General features: G+C 54.3%; 19 protein-coding genes. 11 read left to right on the forward strand and 8 right to left on the reverse strand.

Annotated features, from left to right (window positions below; all coding sequences use genetic code 11):
- Positions 1 to 169: 169 nt before the first annotated feature.
- Complete coding sequence (locus tag AC6I8T_RS14285) at positions 170 to 988, forward strand: helix-turn-helix domain-containing protein (protein WP_497834058.1); 819 nt, start codon at positions 170 to 172, stop codon at positions 986 to 988.
- On the opposite strand, the gene AC6I8T_RS14290 is transcribed toward AC6I8T_RS14285, so the two are convergent.
- Entirely contained in the window at positions 978 to 1,748 is a 771-nt protein-coding gene (locus AC6I8T_RS14290) for an AraC family transcriptional regulator (RefSeq protein WP_208723941.1), read from the reverse strand. The genes AC6I8T_RS14285 and AC6I8T_RS14290 overlap by 11 nt on opposite strands.
- Before the next feature lie 273 nt (positions 1,749 to 2,021).
- Here AC6I8T_RS14290 and AC6I8T_RS14295 point away from each other — a divergent pair, with 273 nt between their 5' ends.
- The 3 genes from AC6I8T_RS14295 to fhuB are packed head-to-tail and all read left to right on the forward strand — an operon-like array spanning position 2,022 to position 7,019.
- On the forward strand, positions 2,022 to 4,178 hold the full coding sequence (locus AC6I8T_RS14295; protein ID WP_497834059.1) for a TonB-dependent siderophore receptor: 2,157 nt from the start codon (positions 2,022 to 2,024) through the stop codon (positions 4,176 to 4,178).
- A 4-nt stretch (positions 4,179 to 4,182) separates the two neighbouring features.
- The gene (locus AC6I8T_RS14300) at positions 4,183 to 5,046 is read left to right on the forward strand and encodes an ABC transporter substrate-binding protein (protein ID WP_497834060.1); all 864 of its coding nucleotides are present in this window, start codon (positions 4,183 to 4,185) and stop codon (positions 5,044 to 5,046) included.
- Positions 5,043 to 7,019 carry a Fe(3+)-hydroxamate ABC transporter permease FhuB gene (gene fhuB, locus AC6I8T_RS14305; RefSeq protein WP_208723938.1) on the forward strand — a complete coding sequence of 659 codons (1,977 nt, stop codon included), beginning with the start codon at positions 5,043 to 5,045 and terminating at the stop codon, positions 7,017 to 7,019. Before AC6I8T_RS14300 ends, fhuB begins: the two co-directional genes overlap by 4 nt.
- Here the strand turns inward: fhuB and AC6I8T_RS14310 are convergent.
- Complete coding sequence (locus AC6I8T_RS14310; RefSeq protein ID WP_208723937.1) at positions 7,014 to 7,565, reverse strand: GNAT family N-acetyltransferase; 552 nt, start codon at positions 7,563 to 7,565, stop codon at positions 7,014 to 7,016. The two genes, fhuB and AC6I8T_RS14310, sit on opposite strands and share 6 nt — an antisense overlap.
- Before the next feature lie 214 nt (positions 7,566 to 7,779).
- Here AC6I8T_RS14310 and AC6I8T_RS14315 point away from each other — a divergent pair, with 214 nt between their 5' ends.
- Together AC6I8T_RS14315 and AC6I8T_RS14320 are read left to right on the forward strand one after the other, a co-directional pair.
- A complete protein-coding gene (locus tag AC6I8T_RS14315) occupies positions 7,780 to 7,983 on the forward strand; it encodes a hypothetical protein (RefSeq protein WP_013509840.1) in 204 nt (67 codons plus the stop codon).
- Positions 7,984 to 8,057: 74 nt separating this feature from the next.
- Positions 8,058 to 8,783, forward strand: coding sequence for a 4'-phosphopantetheinyl transferase family protein (locus tag AC6I8T_RS14320; protein WP_497834061.1), 726 nt, complete (start codon positions 8,058 to 8,060; stop codon positions 8,781 to 8,783).
- A gap of 154 nt (positions 8,784 to 8,937) precedes the next feature.
- On the opposite strand, the gene AC6I8T_RS14325 is transcribed toward AC6I8T_RS14320, so the two are convergent.
- The 3 genes from AC6I8T_RS14325 to apbE form a co-directional block, all read right to left on the reverse strand.
- Positions 8,938 to 10,590: a multidrug ABC transporter permease/ATP-binding protein gene (locus AC6I8T_RS14325; RefSeq protein ID WP_208723935.1), complete on the reverse strand. Its 1,653-nt coding sequence runs from the start codon at positions 10,588 to 10,590 to the stop codon at positions 8,938 to 8,940.
- A 129-nt stretch (positions 10,591 to 10,719) separates the two neighbouring features.
- A complete protein-coding gene (gene alkB, locus AC6I8T_RS14330) occupies positions 10,720 to 11,361 on the reverse strand; it encodes a DNA oxidative demethylase AlkB (protein ID WP_021185040.1) in 642 nt (213 codons plus the stop codon).
- An 11-nt stretch (positions 11,362 to 11,372) separates the two neighbouring features.
- Entirely contained in the window at positions 11,373 to 12,413 is a 1,041-nt protein-coding gene (gene apbE, locus AC6I8T_RS14335) for an FAD:protein FMN transferase ApbE (protein WP_497829300.1), read from the reverse strand.
- 387 nt (positions 12,414 to 12,800) lie between these two features.
- Between apbE and AC6I8T_RS14340 the strand changes: the two genes are divergently transcribed.
- Positions 12,801 to 12,956, forward strand: coding sequence for a hypothetical protein (locus AC6I8T_RS14340; protein WP_208723933.1), 156 nt, complete (start codon positions 12,801 to 12,803; stop codon positions 12,954 to 12,956).
- 6 nt (positions 12,957 to 12,962) lie between these two features.
- On the opposite strand, the gene AC6I8T_RS14345 is transcribed toward AC6I8T_RS14340, so the two are convergent.
- Positions 12,963 to 13,418 carry a nuclear transport factor 2 family protein gene (locus AC6I8T_RS14345; RefSeq protein ID WP_208725566.1) on the reverse strand — a complete coding sequence of 152 codons (456 nt, stop codon included), beginning with the start codon at positions 13,416 to 13,418 and terminating at the stop codon, positions 12,963 to 12,965.
- Positions 13,419 to 13,509: 91 nt separating this feature from the next.
- On the opposite strand from AC6I8T_RS14345, the gene AC6I8T_RS14350 reads away from it, so the two are divergent.
- Positions 13,510 to 14,073, forward strand: coding sequence for a TetR/AcrR family transcriptional regulator (locus tag AC6I8T_RS14350; RefSeq protein ID WP_497834062.1), 564 nt, complete (start codon positions 13,510 to 13,512; stop codon positions 14,071 to 14,073).
- Positions 14,074 to 14,100: 27 nt separating this feature from the next.
- On the opposite strand, the gene ompC is transcribed toward AC6I8T_RS14350, so the two are convergent.
- Positions 14,101 to 15,210: a porin OmpC gene (gene ompC / locus AC6I8T_RS14355; RefSeq protein WP_208723931.1), complete on the reverse strand. Its 1,110-nt coding sequence runs from the start codon at positions 15,208 to 15,210 to the stop codon at positions 14,101 to 14,103.
- Positions 15,211 to 16,287: 1,077 nt separating this feature from the next.
- On the opposite strand from ompC, the gene AC6I8T_RS14360 reads away from it, so the two are divergent.
- From AC6I8T_RS14360 to rcsB, 3 genes are read left to right on the forward strand one after another with little or no spacing between them, the layout of a single operon-like run.
- A complete protein-coding gene (locus tag AC6I8T_RS14360; protein WP_208723930.1) occupies positions 16,288 to 17,442 on the forward strand; it encodes an MFS transporter in 1,155 nt (384 codons plus the stop codon).
- A gap of 23 nt (positions 17,443 to 17,465) precedes the next feature.
- Positions 17,466 to 20,117, forward strand: coding sequence for a phosphotransferase RcsD (gene rcsD / locus AC6I8T_RS14365; protein WP_208725565.1), 2,652 nt, complete (start codon positions 17,466 to 17,468; stop codon positions 20,115 to 20,117).
- 1 nt (position 20,118) lies between these two features.
- Complete coding sequence (gene rcsB, locus AC6I8T_RS14370) at positions 20,119 to 20,769, forward strand: response regulator transcription factor RcsB (RefSeq protein ID WP_013509853.1); 651 nt, start codon at positions 20,119 to 20,121, stop codon at positions 20,767 to 20,769.
- Positions 20,770 to 20,863: 94 nt separating this feature from the next.
- Here the strand turns inward: rcsB and rcsC are convergent, their stop codons facing one another.
- Positions 20,864 to 23,716, reverse strand: a complete 2,853-nt coding sequence (gene rcsC / locus AC6I8T_RS14375) for a two-component system sensor histidine kinase RcsC (RefSeq protein ID WP_021185049.1) — start codon at positions 23,714 to 23,716, stop codon at positions 20,864 to 20,866.
- Positions 23,717 to 23,761: the final 45 nt, after the last annotated feature.

Below are 23,761 nucleotides of genomic sequence, written 5' to 3' on the forward strand. Positions count from 1 at the left end.
TTCTGCCCGGAATATGCCGTGCAACAAGGGAAGGGAAAAGTATAAAAAAGGGGTAATTCCGACCTGATTAACAAAGTGTGAACTGGATCGAGCGAATGAAGATTTTATGATTAATAATCAATAAGAAATCGTATTTCACATAACATAAAAAGCGGAAAATTGAATATCAATGCTCGAATTATCCATAGCATTTCCGATTCAGGTGCAAAATGGCGGGTTGTTCATTTCGCGTGGGGTAGGAAGCCATCCGGCACGGATTCTGACCTCGTGGGAAGTCATCTTTGTTGAACGAGGACAACTGCAAATCCGCGAAGACGATCGCCTGTTCACTGTGCAGGCTGGAGAGAGTTTGCTGCTGCGACCCGGCCATCGTCATGTGGGTGAAGGAACATTTCCTGCCGACCTCAAATTCTACTGGTTGCATTTTGACTGGCTGAAAGCCACATCGGCAGCCGGGTTACATGCGACACTGCTGAACATCCCGCAGCACACACGCGTCAGCGATCCCCAATACGTCATTTCGCTGTTTCGTCAGTTTCTCAGCGAGCAGGAAAACATTCATCGCAGCATCTCGCTGGAGTGTATTTTGTTGCTGATCCTGCAACAAATTGCCGCGCCCGGCCCGCAGGAAAGCACCAATGACAGTCCCGGCCTGGCATTGGCGTGGAAAGCCAATCAGATCATCCGCACGCAATTCCACCTGCCGCTTTCCACATCATCACTGGCAAAAGAGTTGCACTGCAACGCGGATTATCTTGGGCGTGTCTATCGCCGCACCTTTCGCCTGACGCTGACGGAGGCCCTCCACCGCCAGCGCGTTCTGATGGCGGAAAAGTTGCTGATCAATAATTCGCTGTCGTTAACTGAGGTGGGACGACAGTGCGGATTCAACGACACCAGCTACTTTCGTCAGATTTTTCGTAAACATACCGGGCTGACCCCAGCAAGCTGGAAACGCCGCTACTGCAAGGAGCACATTAACTCCTGAGCGCAAAATAGCGTTGTGGCGTCATGCCCAGCACCTTGCTGAACATGGCAATCAATGCGCTGCCGTTGCAATACCCCTGCTGTTGAGCGATCTCTTCCACCGACACTCCCTGGGATAACTGGTTGATGGAGGTCATGATGGTTAACTGCTGCCGCCACTGCGCAAATGTCAGGCCCGTATGCTGGCGAAACAAACGGGCAATGGTGCGTGACGTCGTGCCGGCACGCAGGCTCAGGGTTGCCAGCGTTTGGTGGTTACCGGGGTGCATGGTCAGCATTCCGGTGAGCGCCAGCAATCTCGGCTCGGTCACCACCGGCAGACACCCCACCGTAGCCGCAGGGGCCTGGCTTAATTCATTGCATAGCAGCGGCAGAATCAGTGCATTGCGCGCCGGGTGCTGCGCACTGAGTTCGTTGACCAACTGATGCACCAGGGGCGTCACCCGCAGCGGGCACAGTGCTTCGATACATTTCTTCTCACCGGTTTCAGACAGGTAGAGATTATGGGTTTGCGTCCCCGCCTGAGCATGGGTTTGATGTGGCAGCCCCGAAGGGATCCATAGTCCACGCCAGGGGGGCAACGTCCAGCTTGCCTGCGCGGTGTGAATGGTGATGGCACCACGACTGCACCAGGTCAACTGTACCGTTGCGTGGGAGTGCCAGGCCTGCGCCTGCTCACGGGCATAAAAATAGGAAACCGCGGTAGGTACCGAGGTTGCACTCAGCATCTCAGGCTTCAGTTGCGGAATCTGACCTTTCATCACCCCTCTCGCCGGATACCTGAAAAACGCGTAACGATTTGTCGTTTGCGACAACCTTTGTCGCATTTTCAGGGTTAGTTATAAAGACACAGATTAGCAGACATCCGCCATCTTTTAATAAGAAATAAAATCATTATCATTCGCCTTCTCCTGGTCATGATTCCCCGTTACGCTGCCCTTTCCTTATCGTAACGCGAGTCAAAAAAGCCTTATCCAGTATGCACTTTTTAATGGTGAGCATTTCTTTAACTTATTCAAAGATAGGGAAAATTGATGTGCAAAATGACAGGCATGAGCAAAGCGCCTTTCGCACTCAGCATGATGGCGTTAATGCTAATCGCATGCAGAAGCAGTGCCGCCGATCAGCAAATGGTGGTCACCGCCAACGCGCAGAATAACCCGCTACAGCACATGGATGGCAGTGGCGTCGTCGCCACCAGCACCACCAGTGCCACCAAAACCGCCACCCCGAAGATTGAGGTGCCGCAATCAGTATCCAGCGTGACGCGTAAGCAGATGGATTTGCAGGCCGCACAAACCGCCGCAGAAGCGCTGCGTTATACCTCCGGCGTGGTTTCAGAGATTCGAGGTGCATCCAGCAGTGGCGCCGGGTATATGTTCAGTCGCGGTTTCTATCTGGAGCAGTTCCTTGACGGTGCACGCATGCCGAGTGACAGCAGCTTCGGCTATGCCATCGCCAATTATGACACCTATGGTTTTAGCAACATTGAAGTGCTGCACGGCCCAGCCTCGGTGCTGTACGGCCAGGTGAATCCGGGCGGGGTGGTCAATCTGACCAGCAAAAAACCCACCGAGACGCCAGTACACGAGGTGTTTGTCACCGCAGGCAACCATGACCATCTGCAAACCGGCTTTGACGTTGGCGGTAAGGCCAACGATGACGGCACCCTGCTCTATCGCCTGACGGCCAGCGCCACTGACAGCAAAACCCAGGTGGATGACACCCGCCAGAAGCATGTGTATGTCGCGCCAGCCATCACCTGGAAGCCGAATGACGATACTTCACTGACGCTGCTGGCGAAGTATCAACGTGATCCGGATGTGGGTTACTACAACTTTGTCCCGGCAGTTGGCAGCGTGTACAGCGGCCCGCATGGGAAAATCTCACCGCAGACCAACCTTGGCGATGCCAATTTTGATCACCATTCACGCACCCAGTTCTCGGTTGGCTACGAATTCTGGCATCGTCTGAACGACAGCCTGATGATGCGGCAAAATGTGCATTACAGCGACGTGAAAGATAACCTCGAGAATGTCTTCACCAACGGTTACGCCAGCGGCTCTGACCGGGTATTAAATCGCTACGCCTTCTTTAACCACGAGCAGGCGAAAACACTGTCCGTTGATAATCAGTTAGAAGCGGAGTTCAATACTGGCGCGCTGTCGCACCAACTGCTGTCAGGCGTCGATTTCCAACGCGTGCTGTATCGCGAAACCGTCGGTTTAGGTGCCGCGTCAACCATTGATGCCTTCGCCCCGCAATACAGCGACATCACCATGCCAGCCACCAGTTCGGACGACCATATTCGCCAGAAACAACTGGGCGTATATACCCAGGATCAGATGCGCTTGGGCAACTGGAGCTACCTGCTGGGTATCCGCGAGGATTGGGCTCATGCGGATGATGTCAATCCGGTGACTGACTCTTCCACCGAACAATCCGCCCGTGCCTTTACCTGGCGTACCGGGTTGGTATATCAGTTTGATAATGGCATCGCGCCCTATGCCAGCTTTGCCAAATCCTTTATCCCGCAGGTGGGTACCCTGTATGGCGGCGGTATGGCACAACCGACCACCGCTAATCAATATGAAGTGGGGGTGAAATATCAGCCAACTGGCTTCAATGGCTTTATCACTACCTCATGGTTTGATTTGACCGAGAAGAACGTACTGACCAGCGATCCTGTGCACTCAGGCTACGATACTCAGGCAGGTAAAGTCCGGTCAAAAGGGGTTGAAGTTGAGGCTCACGCCAACCTGACGACAAACCTGACGCTGATCTCCGCCTATACCTGGCTGAATGCCGTCACCATCGACTCCAACGACAGCGCCACCACGCTGGACGGTGGTACAACCTCGATGCAAGGCAAACGTCTGTGGGGAATGCCGCGCAATACCGCCTCAGCCTGGCTGGATTACACCTTCCATCAAGGCGCATTGCAGGGCTTTGGTATCAATGCCGGGGTGCGTTATATCGGGGCCAGTAAAGATACCTCCAACACCATTCGTGTAGCCTCTGCGACGGTGATGGATGCCGGTATCCACTACGACATCGGTGAGCACTGGCTGTTCAGCCTGAATGCCAGCAACCTGCTGGACCGTCACTATGTTGCCTCTTGCTACAGCGCCTCGACCTGCACCTATGCCGCAGGTGCTGACGTGCTGGCAACGGCGCGCTACCGCTGGTAATGAGATGAGAAGACGCACTTTTCTGCAAACGATCACCTTGCTCCCGCTAGCGGGTATGGCGTGTCGGGTTGGTGCGTCTTCTCTGCCCGCTCCCCGTTTAGTGGTACTCGACTGGGGACTGGTGGAAACGCTGCTGGCCATCGGGGTGGTCCCGGTTGGCGTCGCCGAGATCGCGGGTTACCACGACAATGTGGTGACCCCGGTAATCCCGGCACAGGTTCCCGATGTTGGATTGCGCCTGGCACCCAATCTGGAGTGGCTACAACAACTGGCGCCGGACTATATCCTGATCAACTCCAGCCAGGAGTCACAGCGCGCAATGCTGGAGCGTATCGCACCGGTACGCGCCTTTGCCATTTACAGCGACAGTGGCACTCCGTATCAACACGCCATTACGGCAACCCATCAACTGGGTGAACTGTGTCAGCAACAGGTTGCGGCGGCACGGTTAATCGCTGAGGCGGCAAACGCGTTGCAGCCAGTGACCCAGTCGCGACAACCAGATATCCCCCTGTTCCTGATCCGCTTTTTCGATGCGCGCCATATCGGTATCTATGGTCAGCACAGCCTGTTTCAGGATGTGCTGGATGCTTTAGGGCTTACTAACGGCTGGCACCAGACTACCGATTACTGGGGGATTAGCGTCACCGGGCTGGATAGTCTGGCAGTGAGGGATGATGCGCGGATCCTTTATTTTACCCCGTTACCCACCAATATGACGCACGGCCTGACAGACAATGCGCTATGGCAGGCTTTGCCTGCGGTACAGGCCGGCCATAGCGCAGCATTACCGGCGTTTTGGGGCTTTGGCATGCTGCCTTCTGCGATTCGTTTTGCCCAACAGTTATCCGCGGTGCTGGCAGCATGAAGCGCGGGTCAGCTATCGCGTTATTGTTGGCTGTGCTACTGAGCCTGCACAACCTGACACAATTGTTACCCGCAGCGCAGTGGCGCGCGTTGCTCCCCTGGACGGCGAACCCTGATATTCACCGGTTGTTGGTATTGCAGAGCTGGCTGCCTCGTCTGGCAATCAGCCTGTTATGCGGTGCCGCGCTGGGGCTGGCAGGCTTACTGTTTCAGCAAACGCTGCGCAATCCACTGGCTGAGCCAATGACACTTGGCGTTGCTGACGGGGCACAACTTGCCCTGTCATTGACCACCGTATTTCTCCCGCACTGGCTGGCAGCCAGTTCCTGGATCACCCTCGCCGGTGCGCTTATCGCTGCCGTGCTGGTACTGACGCTTGCGGCCTCGCGTGGGCTGGAGCCCTCCAGGGTCGCCATTGCCGGGTTGGTGGTGAGTTTATTCTGTGGCTCGTTAATCACGGTGCTGCAATTGTTATACGCCCCGTATTTGCACAGTTTATTTATCTGGGGAGCCGGCTCACTGGTGCAGCAGGGCTGGGGCAATGTCCGTTTGCTCGGTGGACAATTGTTGGTCGGCTGGCTGCTGGCGCTGATGTTATGTCGTCCGTTGCAACTGCTGGGGTTGGGAGACATGCACGCCAGCAGTCTCGGCTTGCCCAGTCGCTATGTGCGGCTGGGAGGATTTTCGCTGGCAGTCCTGCTGACCGCCGCAGTAGTCAGTGCCGTGGGAGTGATTGGCTTTGTCGGGTTGGCTGCGCCGGCTCTGGCACAGTTACTCGGTGCCCGCCGTCTGGCACAGCGATTACTGCTGGCCCCGTTATGTGGCGCGCTATTACTGTGGGCCACCGATCAGGCAGTGCAACCGTTCGCCAACGCATTGGGGGAACTGGTGCCAACCGGTGCTGCGACCGCGCTGTTTGGCGCACCGCTAATCCTCTGGTTGCTGCTCAGAATGCGCACCCCGTCAGTACCGTTCAGCTCGGTTAATGCTGCCGTTGAGGGGGCACAGGTTGCGGATGGTCGATTGTATCTGCTTAGCCTCACTCTGTTTCTGTTACTGGTGCTGACTCTCCTGCTCTCGCTGGTTTTTGGCCGCGCGCCCAACGGCTGGAGCATGGCGTCACTGTCCCCGCTGTCGCCACTGCTGCCCTGGCGCTGGCCACGCTCCCTGGCGGCTTGTGCCGCGGGGATGATGCTGGCTGCGGCAGGCGTGCTGCTACAACGCTTTAGTGGTAATCGGCTGGCCAGCCCGGAGATGATGGGGGTCAGTGCCGGGGCGGCGTTGGGAATGCTGGCATTAACCCTGGTGACCGGAGAGGTGTCGCACAGTTTGCGTTTTGCCGTTACCAGCGCCGGGGCACTGCTGGCGCTACTGATGATTTTGTCTTTCTCGCGTCGTCACCATTTCGCAGCCGATCGCGTGCTGTTGGTCGGCGTCGCCATCAGCGCGCTGTTCCAGGCCCTGGTGGCAACCATCATCGCCTCCGGAGACGAACGTGCCGTGACATTGTTGAGTTGGCTCTCTGGTTCAACCTATACCATCATGCCTGGCGATGCCGTAACCGCGCTACTGCTGGCGTTGACGCTCAGCGTGCTGACGGGGTTGTTCCGTCGCTGGATGATGATTCTGCCGCTCGGCCCCACCTGTGCCAGTGCGGTGGGAATCGCGCTGGCGCAAACACGTCTGCTCACGCTGGGTTTGATCGCCATGTTGACAGCAGGGGCTACGCTTACCGTCGGTCCGATATCCTTTATTGGTCTGACCGCCCCGCATATTGCCCGCCTGCTGGGTGCCCGTCGCCCCGGCCAGCAGTTACTGCTGGCCATTCCCTGTGGCGCACTGATGATGGTGGTGGCCGACTGGATCGGGCGCAACCTGCTGGCACCACAGGAACTTCCGGCAGGGCTGGTTGCTACCTTGCTCGGTGCCCCCTACATGATGTGGCTATTCACCCGCCGCGAGAGTCGCTCATAACGACGGGCGTTGCGCCAGCCACTCGTCGCGCGTGATTTCCCAATTGCCCGCCAGCATTTCTCCACCGACAAAGGCTTTGCTGAAGGTTTCAATCAGTCGCATCCCGCTGCGTTCTGAGATCCGTCGTGACGCCTGGTTATCCATCGCTTTTGGCACGCGTAAACGGGGTTGTTGCAGGGTCTGAAACCAGAAATCCGTTATCAGAGTACAGGCTTCACTCATCAATCCTTGCCCCTGCCACTCCGGTACCAGCCAGAAACCACGGTTATCTTCATCGCCTGCGCGTAACGAGATCAGGCCGATTAGCCGATCCGGATCCGAGCGATGACGCAAGCTCCAGTGCCATGCCTGTCCCGCGACCATAGCCGGTAACGCGACCTGATCAACGAAAAAACGGGCGCCGTCCGACGGATAGGGCCAGGGCACCGCATTGGTTAAATGACGCACAATTTCCCAGCGCGGAAAAACCTGTTGTATCTGGATAGCATCGTCGCTTTGTAAGGGTTCAAGTAGCAAACGCGGGGTAGTAAGCCGGGGTACTGTCATCTCAACCTCCTGTTGGGGAACTGATTAAGCTTTATCAGAAAAAAATCAGTTTTAACAATGTTTTTATCCAAAACATCAGTCAGTTACCGTAAGCAATCAATATGGACCAGGATCACACTTTTGGCAGATTGTGACAGCAATTCATCTGATTGAAACAAAACTGTCACAGACATCCCCTACCTTATAGCTTCCTGTTTTTCGATGGAAAACCGATATGGTCATCAAAGCAAAAAACCTGCAGGACGCTGAAGAACTCCTGCACTCCGGTATCAGCAAAGTCGAACTGGCTTACGATATCGGTAGCGACGATTTCTTCCGCCTGGCGTCTCGCTGGTGCGATCGCGGAGCGCGCATCAGCAAAGGCCATCAGCATTTTGTGGTATCGATCAAGAGTTTTGCCATTCCCCCCAATGACTAAAGACGGTGAGCGCTGAGCTTGCCCTCTCTCCGGCTGACTGATTAAATAGCTTTTTCCGTCAGCCGTGATTCTCTATGTTTACCTTCTCCTCACCGCTTGCCCTCCCAGACTCACCTTTTTTCACTGCTGCCGGTTTAACGTCTGGATCTCTGCTGCTGGCCGGGTGTCAATTCGAGCAACAGCACTGGCAGGCCGATCTGCATCAGCGCTGGCAACTCCCCCTACCCGCTGCGCTGGCAAACGCTGTGGTCAAACGTAAGTCGGAACACCTCGCCAGCCGCTGGCTGGCGCGTGAAGCGTTGCTGCAATTGGGCGTGGAGGGCTTCGTGCTGCGTAATGCGGCGGATCGTTCCCCCTGCTGGCCTGCTGGCATTCAGGCTTCGCTATCGCACAGCCATAATCAGGTGGTGATGGCGGCCACGCGAGAGCCGCTGTGTGTCGGGGTGGATGTGGAACAGGTGATGAGCAACGATACTGCCCGGGAAACGGCAGAAATGCTGATGAACACCCAGGAACGCCAGTTGCTGGAACAACTGGCGCTTCCTTTTGCCCAGGGGGCGACGCTGCTGTTTTCCCTGAAGGAGAGTCTTTACAAAGCGCTGTGGCCGCAGTTACATCAGCCAATGGATTTCTTGCAGGCCGCATTGTGCGCGGCCGATCTGACCACCGGTAGCGCCGTACTGCGCTTAACCGCCGATTTTGGTAATGGATTTAATCAGGACGTTGCTTTGCAGGCGCGTTTTTGTTGTGAAGCTCAACGCATTATCACGCTGGTGACTCACCCGCTTGCCGGGCAATAAAAAACCGGCTCAGAACCCTCCAGAGCCGGTAACAACACAAGACGACAGAAAATGTTCCAGGGAGGCAGAAACCGAAGTCTCTGCTGGTGGTTAACTTAGCGCGCTCCGCCTCCGCTGCCCAATAACCCTTTCCGCTAAGCTTTGCCAGTTGGCGTTAATGGCCGGTATCGGTACGTTTTACCGCATCGAGCGTCGCCATTTCACGTTCTCTGCCGGTCAATTCACTCAGTTTGCCATCACGCATTTCCAGCAGGCGGTCAGCATGGATAAAGTAGTGATCGTCATGGCTGATGGCGAACACCGTCTTGCCCGACTCCTGTAACCACGGCAGCAATTCACGATAGAAGATACGACGGAAGTGCGGGTCCTGATCGGCTGCCCATTCATCAAGCAGCAGGATGTCACGCTCCTCGGCCGCGGCCAACAGCAGCGCCAGACGCTTGCTCTGCCCTTTCGACAGTTGCAGGTTCAACACCTTGTTGCCTGCCAGCTTCAATTTATCCTGCATTTTCAGGCGTTCCAGCCACTGCTGCACCAATGCCGGATTGGCGGGCTTGCCTGCCCGGTTGATCAGGCGATCAAACAGATGCACATCTGTGAATACCGCGGAGAAGTGCTGGCGATAAGCCTCCAGGTTATGCCAGTCAACCACCTTACCATCCAGCAACAGCGCGCCAGATTGCGGCTGGTACAGGCCGGTGAGCAGCATTGCCAGCGTCGATTTACCACTGCCGTTACCCCCAATCAGAAACACCAGCTCGCCTCGTCGTAAAGTCAGGTTAATCGGCCCCACTTCGAAGCCATGTTCGCCATAATGGAAGCGCACATCGCGCAGTTCCAGCGTTTGCCAGTCACCAATCGCAGGCAAGTTTTTAAATTCCGCCTCATAGGGGGCGAGGTCAAAGGTATGGAGTTTGCGGAACGCCACCTGCGCGCTGAGCAAGGTCGGCAACGCCCCCACTGCCGCCAGCAGCGGCGTGCGCAGGAACAGCAACGTCAATGAATAGGTGGCGGCCACGGCGGTATTGGCCCAGCCAAGACCGTTAGCCATCCAGAACACGATGCCAATCGCGCCAAGCATCATAATGTTTGACCAGTTCACCGCGCTCAGGTGGAACGTATCGGCACGCACAATATGGTGGCGATAGCTGTTGGCATTTTCCTGATAGACGTTGTCGTAAATCAATTGCGCGCGTTGACGGTTCAGCTGTAGCTCTTTACGCCCTTCAATGATGGTCTGATAGTCGCGATACAGGTCATCCTCCACCTCACGTAACTTCGCCATATGCTGATATACGCGTGACACCAGCAGCCAGCCGCCAACCAGAGTCACCACCAACCACACTGACGTTACCAGCAGCATTTTGGGTGAGAGCCACGCCATATATAGCGCAGAACCGAGGGTAATAATGATGCCCTGAATCAGTTCAGGCAGGCGAACAAAGGCGATAGTAATCGCACGCACGTCACTGGTCAGCCCGGCCAACAGTTGTGCGTTGCCGATCTGTTCAAGACGCTCCACGCGGGTGTCGAGAATACGTTTGATAAACTCCCCACGCAGACGCCAGACAAACTGATGCCCGAGCAACGTTAACGAAAGCTGTGAGCCCAGCGTCACCGCCATCAGCAAAAACAGTTGCAGGAGGAATTCTGGCAATACACCAACCGAGGTATTCACTGCCGTGATCAGCTCGCTATTGATCCAGGCGATCATGCCGATGCCAAGCGCGGCGCTGAGTAAAGTAAGAAGGATGACGCCAATAAAAGGCCAGCGGAACTGGCGATAAACAACCTGAAGCAGAGCCATTAAAAGGTTCCAGCAAGTAAAAAAGCAGCTAGCAGTTTAATGGGGCGTCAAATGATAGCAAGAATAATTCTCAACCCACCCTAGCCTCTGCCAGGTCCGTAGTAGCGCGATAAATCGCGCCACTACGAATTAATGCGCACGGCGGAATGTGAGGTTGTAGCGGAAGGCGCCCGCCTGCGGATGAACGCCGGGCTTGAGCGGCAGGATGCCGTGATAACGCAGGCGCGACGGACCGCCCCACACCACGATATCGCCATGCTCCAGCAGTACGCGTTGCGTGGCATCGCCGCGCTCAAAACCACCGAACTGGAAAACGGCAGGCAACCCGAGCGACACGGACACGATCGGCTGTCGCAAATCCTTCTCATCTTTATCCTGATGCAACGTCAGTTTTGCCCCCGGTTCATAACGGTTGATCAGGCAAGCATCAGGATTGAAACCACTGAATCCCGCCTCCTGCGCCGTCTGTTGTGCCAGCTCGCGGAACAGGGAGGGCATTGGCGGCCATTTATGACCGCTATGGTTGTCCTGCTCGGTATATTGATAACCACGCGAGTCGCTTGACCAACCTAAATCACCGCAATTGGTCATCGCCACCGACATACGGTGTCCACCGGGGGTAATACGATGGGCAAACGGATTCTGCGCGGCGATAGCATATATTTCCGCCAGCAGCGCATCCGCCTGATCACGCGCGCGGCGACGCAGAATCACCGCCCCTTCTGCCAGCGGCTCCTGCCACGGCGCTTCTTCACTAAACAGATCCAGCATCTGCGCCTCCGTTATGGGTGGTCATCCACGGAAATCAGGAAGGATTTAAATTGGGGCGACATCCAGTGAGTAAAACCGTCGCCCTGTTTGGTGATCAGATACACCGCCAGGTGCTCCTTCAGCGCCAGCGCTTTCGCGCGTTCAGTGCCCAGCACCATCAAGCCGGTATCCCAGCCATCAGCCTCCAACGCAGTGGTGGCAATCACCGTTGCCGACACCAGTTTATGCTCAATCGGTCGACCGGTACTGGGATCGATAACATGAGAAATACGTTTACCATCCAGTTCATAATAGTTGCGATAACTGCCGGAGGTGCTGATACCGTGGCCTTGTAAATCGACCCGCGCCTCCACCGCATTTTCACGATCGGTGGGTTTCTGGATCGCCACCCGCCACGGCTGGTTTTGTGCATTGTGACCCCGACTCAGCACCGCGCCGCCTACCGATACCAGATAATCGGTGATCCCTTGCTGCTCCATCAGGCGCGCCAGATGATCGGTAGCGTAACCCTCGCCCATAGTGGACAGGTCAACATACAAACCCGGCAGATCTTTTTGCAGCCACTGGCCGTTAACCGCCTGAATCACACGCAGATGTTGCAAACCCGTGAGCGCCTTCGCTGCTGCGATTGCAGCGTCTGACGGGGTATGCGCCGGTTGCTTTGTCGGACCAAACCCCCACAAATTCACCAGTGGTCCGACGGTGATATCCATAGCACCTGCGGTTTTTTGTCCAATACGCAAGGCCTCCGTCACAATATCCGCCATATCGGCACTGACCGGCTGTGGATCTGTGCCCTGATACTGATTGAAGCGCGACAACACCGAATCCGCTTTCCAGGTGGAGAGTTCACCATCATCATGGTCAAGCTGCTGCTGTATCGCTTGCTGAAGTGCTGCTTTACGTTGTTCATCCACACCGGCAACACTGACACGCCATACGGTACCCATAGTTTTACCTTCCAGTACCAGGCTTGCCCGGCTGGCGGTTTGGTCGCAACCGCTTACCCCGACCACAACCAGACAGGTCAGCAGAATATTCTTAAAACGCATCTAATCCTCATCTGTAACGCTTTAATAATGTCTATTTCAAAGCATAACTCGCTTGTAAATCAGGCTAAAGTCGCTTGAAGTCGGTGACAGGCTACCGCAGGATAACCCGTTCCTGCACAACCGCGAAGACCGGAGCGTCAGATGATCTATGCAATCCTTGTCGTGGCCGCTGGCCTGTTTTTCTACAGCAGCCTGAAATGCTGGCAACACTATCGCCACCGTCATCTGCGCGGGCGTTAAATTTTTGCACCAGAAAGACCCGCGTTGCACCGCTTCAGCGCTGGCGCAGTGTAGCAAAGCCAGAATGGCGCGCGTGGCGCTGAGAGCGGTGCTGTGGCACGAATTCTGCATCGTTGACGCTGAGTTGAATATCAGCGAGGCAGTAAAATGGAAAAGGCAAAAACACCACAGGATAAATGGCAGCAGTGGCTGAGCTTCTCAGCATTCACGCTGGCGGGAGTAGCACTGGAAGGCAGTCTGCCCCCGACTCAGCCTCAATTACAGCAGGCACCCAAAGCCAAAAAATGGCGTGCCATGCCATAAACGCCGCTACAACCCCAATTCACTCAGGCCCGGATGATGGTCCGGGCGTCGCCCCAATGGCCAGTGGAACAGACGCTGAGATTCAGCAATCGGCAAATCGTTGATGCAAGCGTAGCGCGTGATCATCAGTCCATCTGCGCCAAAGTGCCAGTTCTCATTGCCAAAGCTGCGGAACCAGTTGCCGCTATCATCACGCCATTCATAGGCAAACCGCACCGCCAGCCGGTCATGATGCCAGGCCCATAACTCTTTAATCAGTCGATACTCCAGCTCGTTAGCCCACTTGCGTTGTAAAAACGCCACCACTTCGGATCGGCCATTGACACATTCGCTGCGATTGCGCCAGCGCGTGTCTTCACTGTAAACCTGTGCGACTCGCTGCGCGTCGCGACTGTTCCAGGCATCCTCTGCCATGCGGACTTTTTGCATGGCGCTCTGTTCATTAAACGGGGGAATCAGCATCATCGTCTCCTTGCATGTAGACAGGTCTGTCTACTTGATTCATCCTGCCGTATGTAGACAATTCTGTCTACCCCATTTTATCGGTGACATTATGCTCGCACCCCTGATCTTCGATCCGCAGGCCTCCGCCCGCGATCGCATTCTCAACACCGCCCAACGTCTGTTTTATCAGCAGGGCATCCGCGCCACTGGCATTGATAAGGTGATTGCTGAAGCAGGCGTTACCAAAGTGACTTTTTACCGCCACTTTCCAGCCAAAAACGCGCTGATTCTGGCGTTCCTGCAACAGCGCCATCAACGTTGGATGAGCGCTTTTAGCACAGCGCTGGCGCAGCAGTCAGAATTGGTGGACGCCCTGCCCGACGCCCTGCTTAGTTGGTTTAATGAAGCGGATTTCCGTGGCTGTGCCTTTATCAACAGCGCAGCCGAATTAGGAGATAGCCTGCCAGAAGCCAATGTTCTGATTATTGGCCATAAAAGAGAGATGGCGGCAGCGATCGGGCAGAAACTTAGCGCTGAACAGCGTGATAAGATCGGTCAGATTGTGTTGCTGGTGGAAGGCGCGATTGTGCAGGTGCAACTGGGTGAAGCGGTACTGGATACGATCGGGATATTACGCGCGGCATTGAGTACACTGCTAAAAACCGGAGCGTGACCACGAGGCCACGCTCCACAACACTTCTTAGAACTGGTAAACCAGGCCCAGTGCTACGATGTCGTCGGTGTTGATACCGGCAGCCTGGGTGAAGTTGTTGTCGTCCAACAGGTTGATCTGGTAGTCAACATAGGTGGACATGTTTTTGTTGAAGTAGTAGGTCGCGCCTACGTCGATATATTTTTTCAGGTTCTGGCTGCCATAACCTTCGATATCTTTACCACGAGAGGAGACGAAGGCCAGAGACGGACGCAGACCGAAGTCGAACTGGTACTGTGCAACCAATTCCCAGTTATCCGCTTTGTTGGCGTAGCCATAAGCTGAGGCATCGCTGGAACCGAAGCGGGTTGCATTATAGGAACGGGTGTACATTGCCGCCAGATAGATGTTGTTGGCGTCATATTTCAGACCACCGGTGTAGGCATCAGCACGATCGCCACGACCGAGGATACCCGCAGAACCGCCGTTCTGGTTGTTGGTACGGTCAGACGACATCATCGCAGCACCAACACCGAAGCCAGCACCGATATCATAGGTGGTGCTCAGACCGTAACCGTCACCGTTCTCACCCAGTACATCACGGCCAGATGAAGATTCAGTCGGGTTATCGTTTTTGCCCTGATACTGCACAGCAAAGTTCCAGCCATCAACCAGGCCGAAGAAGTTGCTGTTGCGGTAGGTCGCCAGGCCGTTGCTACGCTGGAACATAAAGTTGTCCGCACCGTAGGTGTCACCACCAAACTCTGGCAGGACGTCGGTCCATGAACCGATGTCATACAGCACGCCGTAGTTACGACCATAGTCGAATGAACCGGCGTCGCCAAATTTCAGACCAGCAAAACCAACACGGGTAAAGCTGTTAGCGGTGCCTTGTGACTCAGCGGTGTTCAGCGCAGCCTGGTACTCCCACTGACCATAACCGGTCAGTTGGTCGGTGATCTGAGTTTCACCTTTAAAACCGAAGCGCAAGTAAGACTGGTCACCGTCACTGCTGTCGTTGTCGGAGAAATAGTGCAAACCGTCAACTTTGCCGTAGAGGTCTAATTTGTTGCCATCTTTATTGTAAATTTCCGCTGCATTTGCAGCGCCTGCTACCAGAAGCGCAGGAATCATCAGGGAGAGAACACGAAGTTTCATTTTATTACCCTCTGTAATGTGCCTTATTTATGCCACTGCGAGCTGAGCGAATAAAAATCAGCCGGCAATCCATTGTTATTTTATACCGGGCAATAATCTATCATGAAAATGATACTAAATTTCCAAAAGTGTTTCATTGTATTAAATAGATATTTCTAAATGTAAATATAGGGGAACTAATAATCAGCACGCATCGGTAAAAAATATAGCACGTATTGATAAACCGATTTTTTATCCTTTAAAATCAATAAAATGAACAACACCACCTTTCAGCACTGAATGATAAAACTTTTCAGCCATCAGAGAATACAATTACCCCCGCTATCATCATTTATTTCATTATTACCTTCATTCACCCCGAATGAGATGTTTACCCTAAATTCCCGCCGGACATGATTGTCCGGCATTTTTTTATCCGAATTTCACTTCAATTTGTCATTTTCCGTAAACTTAGTTGACTGGGTACAATTAAGGCAATCCTGAGATCACATTAATTGCTTAATTCCGCACATTTTGTTTAATAATAAAATAAAAAAGCGGAATGTTAATTTCCGCCCGTAACAAAGTTAATTGGAATTATTTGCGGACTGCAATATTAACGTCTACAGATTACTTCTTCGAATTTATTCAGCGAGTTAAACCAACCCCTAATGATTGGTTTATAGCCGTTTTTATTTATAGTAGCTTCGGCGTCACAGATAATCAGTGCCAAAATAAACTCGCCATATCACGACCAGGACTTAAGCCATTATTTCCCGGTCAGCAACAGGGCAGCGCTCAGGCAAGTTTCTCATCAACTCGTGACAGATATCACAAATTCCTTTCTGACGACCCTGCCCTTTTTCAGCTAACCTTTTGAATCTACGTTGGATAATTTGAGTTAAGTTCAATCAACTCGCTTCCCCGACTCCAGGAAAGTTCTGGAAAAAAAATGCAGCGTCGTAAAAGTCGGTAAAATGCCCTCCTAATCCTGATTTTCGATGGCACGGTACGGGTCTTTAAACCCGCGCAGCACCTGCTGTTGCGGCGAGTTGATGCTAAAATCGCCCTTTTTATATAGAGAAAGATAATAACCTCATGACAGCACTGGACGCCGCACAACAGCCACAAGACGCACGCCATCTGCACTGGTCAACCCGCACCGTCTTCCTGATCAATGGTCTTGGCATGTCAGCCTGGGCTCCTCTGGTGCCGTTCGCCCGCGACCGCCTGCATTTATCCGGCAGTATGCTGGGCGCGTTATTGCTGTGCCTGGGTATTGGTTCTCTGGCTGCCATGCCGGTCACCGGCAAACTGGTGGCTCGTTTCGGCTGTAAACGGGTGATGCTGTGCTCCACCGCGCTGGTGCTGGCGATGTTGCCGCTGCTGGCAACCTCCCACCACACTTTATTGATGGCGCTGACGTTGATGCTGTTTGGTGCCGGGTTAGGTACGCTGGACGTGGCAATGAACTATCAGGCGGTTGAGGTCGAAAAGGCTGCGCGCCGTCCGATGATGTCCGGCTTCCACGCCTTCTTTAGCCTGGGAGGCATTCTGGGGGCCGGGACGGTGAGTCTGCTGATGAGCGCAAGTTTGTCGCCGCTGGCTGCCGTTGGTGTGGTGATGCTGGTGATGGTGTTGTTGTTGCTGCGCAGTCAACCCGGCATGATGACCACCCGCCTGCATCAACCCGATCAACCCTGGCTGGTACGTCCGCGCGGCTGGGTGGCGTTTCTCGGCTTGCTGTGCTTTATCCTGTTTCTGGCGGAAGGGGCAGTTCTCGACTGGGGTGCGTTGCTGTTGTTACAAAGCCCGGAGATGACACCCAGCCTGGCCGGATTGGGTTACGCGGTGTTTTCTGTCGCCATGACGCTGGGGCGTTTCACTGGCGATAAGATTATTCAGCGTTGTGGTCGTTACCCGGTGATGCTGGGCGGTGCGCTGGCTGCCGCCGCAGGGATGACGCTTGCCGTGTTGATCCCCTGGCCGTTAATGGCGCTGCTGGCATTTCTGTTGGTCGGCTTCGGCCTCGCCAATACGGTGCCAATGTTGTTCAATGCGGCAGGAAATCAACACGATATGCCGTCAAATCTGGCGATTTCCGCCATGACAACCTTAGGCTATGCAGGTATTCTTTCAGGTCCGGCTTTGATCGGATTGATATCCCAGTGGATCAGCCTGAGCGGCGCATTTCTGCTTATCGCCCTGCTGCTGCTGGCCGTGGCTGCCAGTGCCCGACTGGTTGCGCGATAATTTCAGGTGCCTGAGACGCTATGCTGCCTTACAAATTCCCTCTGACATCCGGCAATGTGACCCGCTTTTTTGTGGTGTTCAACCTGGTGCTTTTTCTGGCGCTGGGCGCAATGGTCCACAACAGCGTCAACGCCTGGGTGACAGAAAAACGCTACGCCATGACCGATCTGGCCCGCGCCATGCAGAAACGCATCGATGCCTATCGCTTCGCCACCTGGCAGATCTATGAAAACCTTGCGACCAGTGCGGCTGGCTCTGCGCCGAACAGCAGTTTGCAGGAAACCCGTCTGCGCCCGGATGTCTATTATCTGGAAAAAACGCGCCGTAAAACCGAAGCGCTGATTTTTGGTTCTCACGACAGCAGCACGCTGGACATGACCATGCGCATGTCCAACTACCTCGACACCCTGTGGGGCGCAGAGAATCCAACCTGGTCGATGTATTTCCTCAATGGTCAGGATAATAGTCTGATCATGATCTCTACCCTGCCGCTGAAAGACATGGCGACACGGTATAAAGAAAGCGCCATCAATTCCCTGGTGGACAGTCGCCGTGCTGAGATGCTGCAACAGGCCAATGCGCTGGATGAGCGCGAAAGCTTTTCGCCCCTGCGGCATTTCGCCTGGCAGAACGATCATTACTTCACTCTGCGCACCACCTTTAATCAGCCGGGCCATTTAGCGACGGTCGTGGCTTTTGATTTACCGGTGAATGATCTTATTCCACGCAGCATGCCGCTGGAGAATTTCCAGTTGCGTCAGGACGCGACTCAGACCAGCAGCACCGATGACGAATCCAGCGAAAGTACGCATGTTTCGTTGGTAAACCCGAATCTGGAGATTGCCGCCTCGCTGCCCAGCACCTCATTGCAGCTGGTTTATCGTGTGCCGCTCACCAGTCTGGCGCTGGATACCCTGCGTAATCTGCTGTGGCCGCTGCTGATCAATTTGGTGCTGTTCCTGCTGTCGATTGCGGGGATCACCCTGCTGCGCCAGCAGTCACTGCGCCCGAATGAGAACCAAAGCGCTGAGCTGGACTCGCTGCGCATGTTGAATGAGGAGATTGTCGCCAGTCTGCCGGTCGGACTGCTGGTGTATGACTTCGCGACTAACCGCACTCTCCTCAGCAACAAAATCGCCGAACATCTGCTGCCGCATCTGAATCTGCAAAAAATCATCAATATGTCAGATCAGCATCAGGGTGTGTTACAGGCCACGATCAATAACGAAGTGTATGAGATCCGCCATGCCCGTAGCGTACTGTCGCCACATACCCAACTGTTTATGATGCGCGATCAGGATCGCGAACTGCTGGTGAACAAAAAGCTGCAAAAAGCCCAGCAGGTACTGGATCGTAACCACCAGATGCGCCAGCAGTTGATGCATAACCTCGGCCATGCGCTACATCGCCCACTGGAAAGTATGGTGATGCAACTGGTGCAACTCAGCCAGCGTGACGATGATGAAAGCGTGCTTGACCTGCTCGACGAAAGTCAGGGTCTGGCACGTCTGGTGGATGACATCGTGCTGCTTAATCGTCTGGAGGCACATGACTGGTCACCGGATGCCAGCCGTTTTAACCTGCAAGAATTGTTAGATGAGATCGCGCTGGAGAGTCTGCCGCTGCTGCGCCGTAAAGGACTGGCGTTGGTCGTGAATAATCACCTCGCCAATGATGAAATGCGCTTCGGCGATCGTCGGGCACTGCGAAAAGTGCTGACCACCCTGATGCATTACTCATTGACCACCACGCAATGGGGCAAGATCTCGCTGGAGATCAAAGCCAACGAAGGCAAAGCAGACCGTATCCTGCTGCAACTGGTGGACACCGGCTCGGGACTGACCGTCGATGAGTTGTCCAATGTCGATTTCCCGTTCCTTGGCGATACCACCCAGGACCGCTTTGGTCAGGCATCGGGGATGGCCTTCTTCCTGTGTAAACAGCTGTGCAAGCAGATGGGCGGCACCCTGGAGATTGTGGCGAAACCGGATATTGGTACGCGTTACAATATTCAACTGCCGCTGGCGCTGGAGCAGCAAACCGAGCAGGAAGAGAAACTGCTGGAAGGCGTCAGCGTGCTGGTGGATATCGCGATGGAAGATGTGCACAAAATTGTTTGCCGCCACCTGGAGAACTGGGGGGCGAAATGCCTGACCTCTGACGAACGCTTGTCAGGGCAGGAACATGATGTGCTGGTCACTGACGATCCGGCCCGACTGAGTGGTTGGGCGTTGTTACTGGCCGGTGACGAAATGGGTCACCACGCACTCAATGATCAGCAGTTCCGTGTCAATTTTAATCTCAGCAATGCGCTGTTGGATGCACTACTGGCGCTGATCGAGAAGCAACTGGCCCATGATTTGATGGAGGAGAATAACGAAGATGAGACTGCCACACCGCTACTAAGCGGAGGCTATTTTCAGCTGTTTACCGAGACAGTACCGCCTGATGTCAAGAGACTGTATACTGAGGCGGCGGAGAAGGATTACCCCTCGCTTGCTCAGACAGCGCATCGCCTGAAAGGCGTGTTTGCCATGCTAAATCTGGTTCCAGGTAAACAGCTTTGTGAAGAGTTAGAACAGCACATTAAAGTATGTGACGATTCAACCATTAAAAATACCACCAGTGACATTGACACTTACGTCAATCAACTGCTGCAGCAAGGTAACCCATAAGATGAATAACTTGAATGTAATTATTGCCGATGACCATCCAATTGTTCTGTTTGGTATCCGTAAATCTCTGGAACAGATTGAATGGGTCAACGTTGTAGGTGAGTTTGAAGACTCAACAGCACTGATTAACAGCCTGTCCAAACTGGATGCCAATGTCCTGATCACTGACCTCTCCATGCCTGGCGAGAAGTACGGCGACGGTATCACCCTGATTAAATACATCAAACGTCACTATCCGGATCTCTCGATTATCGTTCTGACCATGAACAATAACCCGGCGATCCTGAGTGCCGTGCTGGATCTCGATATCGAAGGGATTGTGCTGAAACAGGGTGCACCAACTGACCTGCCCAAAGCACTGGCCGCGTTGCAAAAAGGCAAGAAGTACACGCCGGAAAGCGTCGCCAAGCTGCTGGAAAAAATCAGCGCGGGTGGTTACGGCGACAAGCGCCTGTCACCTAAAGAGAGCGAAGTTTTGCGTCTGTTTGCTGAAGGCTTCCTGGTCACCGAGATTGCCAAGAAACTGAACCGCAGCATCAAAACCATCAGTAGCCAGAAGAAGTCGGCGATGATGAAACTGGGCGTGGATAACGATATCGCGCTGCTGAATTATCTCTCTTCGGTCAGCGCCACGCAGGTCGATAAAGAGTAATCCCTGGCAGGCGGTGCTAACGCACCGCGTGTTCTTGATAAGACTATCCCGTAGCGGCGCGATTTATCGCGCCGTTATGCATCGGGAATGAAGGTCAGCCTTCCCGCGTCTTCCGCACCCGCTCTGCGTAGATCGCCAGCGTGGTTTTCAACACATCCAGCGTCACCGGTTTGGACAGACAATTATCCATCCCTGCCTCCATACAACGCTGTTTCTCTTCTGCCAACGCATTCGCCGTGACGCCAATCACCGGGAACGCATGTCCCAACTGACGTAGACGTTGCGTCAGACGATAACCATCCATATTCGGCATATTCACATCGCTTAACACGATATCGATATGGTTACGGCTCAGTACATTCAATGCATCAACGCCATCCTGCGCGGTTTTCACCTGATAGCCCAGCGTACCCAGCTGTTCTGACAACAACATACGGTTGATAGGATGGTCATCGACAATCAGCACCATGATGTCTTCATAACTGGCCTGTTCCGCCACAGCCCCCGGCAACGCCAGTGGTGCGGAGGTTTCGCTGTCGATAGCAATGCGATAAATACGTCCCAGCAGCACCGGCAATTCATGCAGCGTGGCGCTACTGTGCAGCCATAATCCCGGCTCGCTTTCCTGCGGCATATCAATATGTTCCCCGCTGATGCGAATGCGGGCTCGCAGGCTGTGGCCTGGCGCATCATCATGATCGCTGATCATCACATCATCGCTCCCTGCCCGGCCCTGATAGCGCGCCACCTGCATCCCCTGTTGTTGCAGCAGTCGCAGCAGGAAGCTGGCGAGGTAATCATTACGCAAATCGAGCCAGATCGCTTTTTCCTCCAGCCCCTCCAGCAACGGTGGCGGTGGCTGATGCCCGGCGTAGATCGGGATACGCACCACAAACTGACTGCCCATGCCTGGCTCGGAATCCACCTCGATATCGCCGTCCATCATGTTGATCAATTTTTCGCAGATAGCCAGTCCGAGGCCAGTCCCCTGGAAGTTACGCTGCACGCCACTGCCGACCTGGAAGAACGGATCGAACAAACGTGTTACCTCTTTGGCCGGAATTCCAACACCGGTATCACGCACGCGGAATGCCAGATACCCTTCGTGCTGGTAAGCATGCAGGATGATACAACCGGTATGCGTGAACTTGATGGCGTTATTTAACAGGTTGGAGATCACCTGTTGCAGGCGTAGCGGATCCCCCTCCAACGCCAGCGGTACATCGTTTTCGATAAACACATACAACGCCAACCGCTTGCGAACCACCAGCGAGAGGTAGTTGCCGACGATATGGTTGATCACTTCACGCGGTGAGAACGGACGCGGTTCGATTTTCAGCTGTTCCGACTCAATTTTCGAGAAGTCGAGAATGTCGCTGATAATTTTCAGCAGCAGACTGGAGGAGTTGTTCATCGCCGTGACCAGCGAATCAACCCCCTTCGGCAGTGCTTTGGTTTGCAACAGATCAAGGTTGCCGATGATGCCGTACAGCGGCGTACGTAATTCATGGCTGACGGTGGCAAGGAACATCGATTTCGATGCACTGGCCTGTTCCGCCGCCTGCGCCATCTCCTGCAACGACTGCTCCATGCGCACACGCGCTGAGACATCCACCAGCACGCAAATGGCGACGTTTTCGTTGCGGTAGCGTGAATGGACAAAGCTGATTTGCAGGTTGGTGTTACTGCCGGTCAGCACGTCAACAAAGTTCACCTGCTGCCCGCCGATGATCTCGTTCAGACGCTGTCGATCTTCCTGAGTCAGCAATGTCAGATAGTTATGCGCCAGTTCATTACTCAGGATATTGGTGCCGTCGCTGGTGCGCAAAATACAGATGCCAACCGGCGCCGAGGCGACAATTTTACGGTTGAACTGCTCATGCTCCTCCAGCCGATGCGCATTGTCTTCCGCCGGTAAAAACATCCGGCGTTCAAACACCCAGGCGAGGGTAAACAGCAGCAGTGCGCTGAAAATATTCAGCAACAGCGCATTAATCAGCATCAGTTTTAGCTGATCGACCAGGACATCGGTGGAGAGTGACCACACCACATTGAGATCAGAAGGCGGCAGCGGTTTCTTCAGCACCAGTTGGCGGTAGCCGTCGAGATAGCCGAACCAGGTTTTGTCATCCGGAAGATCGTCGAGCGAGTAGCCAGGTCCCCCGCGACGCGAGCTCAACAGCGGGCGGTAGTTATCATCGGTGATGGTCGCCACCAGCGGCAGGCCGCCTGGCTGAATAAACTCATCGAGCCGGATATTTTGTTCCACCCCGAGTAACGCCTGAAGCTTGTTGGCGACATAGACCGGCATCACCATGTAGAAGCTGCCAACGCCGGGCTGCGAGCTTTCGGTGATCCAGTACATCGGATTACGGCGTTCGTCTTCGTTACTGCTGCGATAGTGCAGCACACGCTCGCGCAGTATCTTCAGGCTGCGTTCGCGATCCATCGTATTGCTACCGATGGTGAAATCCGCCAGACACTGATTTTCTCCGCCGATAAAGAACACCCGGTTCAGCTCATAGGCCGAAGCAAAGTTACTTTTCCAGTAGTTGATGTAGTAACTGAGTGAGTCGAGAGAATTGCGCCAGGTGCTGCTCATCGAGGTGCAATCACCGTCGGAAAATAACGGGGTAAATTGCGGCAACGTACCTTTACTGGTCGGGATGCCGTTAAGTACATCGAGGCCGCTGGCGCTGCTGGTCAGGCGATTTTCCGTGATGTATTTCAGTTCACGCATCACATCCGCCGAATGGCGCACATACCACTCCGCCTGGCCATAGTTGATATCGAATTCCTGACGAACCGCGTTCTCTTTCTCGTGCAGCACATTGATGATGTAAAAAGTGGTCAGCAGCGCACCCAGCGACCAGAGCAACAGCGCCAGCGCGCGAAACAGGTAGCGCGAAATGCGCAGCGTGGTGCGAAACGAGACGAGATATTTCAAAACAGGCTCAACTCACGGTAATAATCATGGCGAAACACTAGCTTT

Source organism: Pantoea sp. X-Soil-OKNW-556, assembly GCF_059730695.1.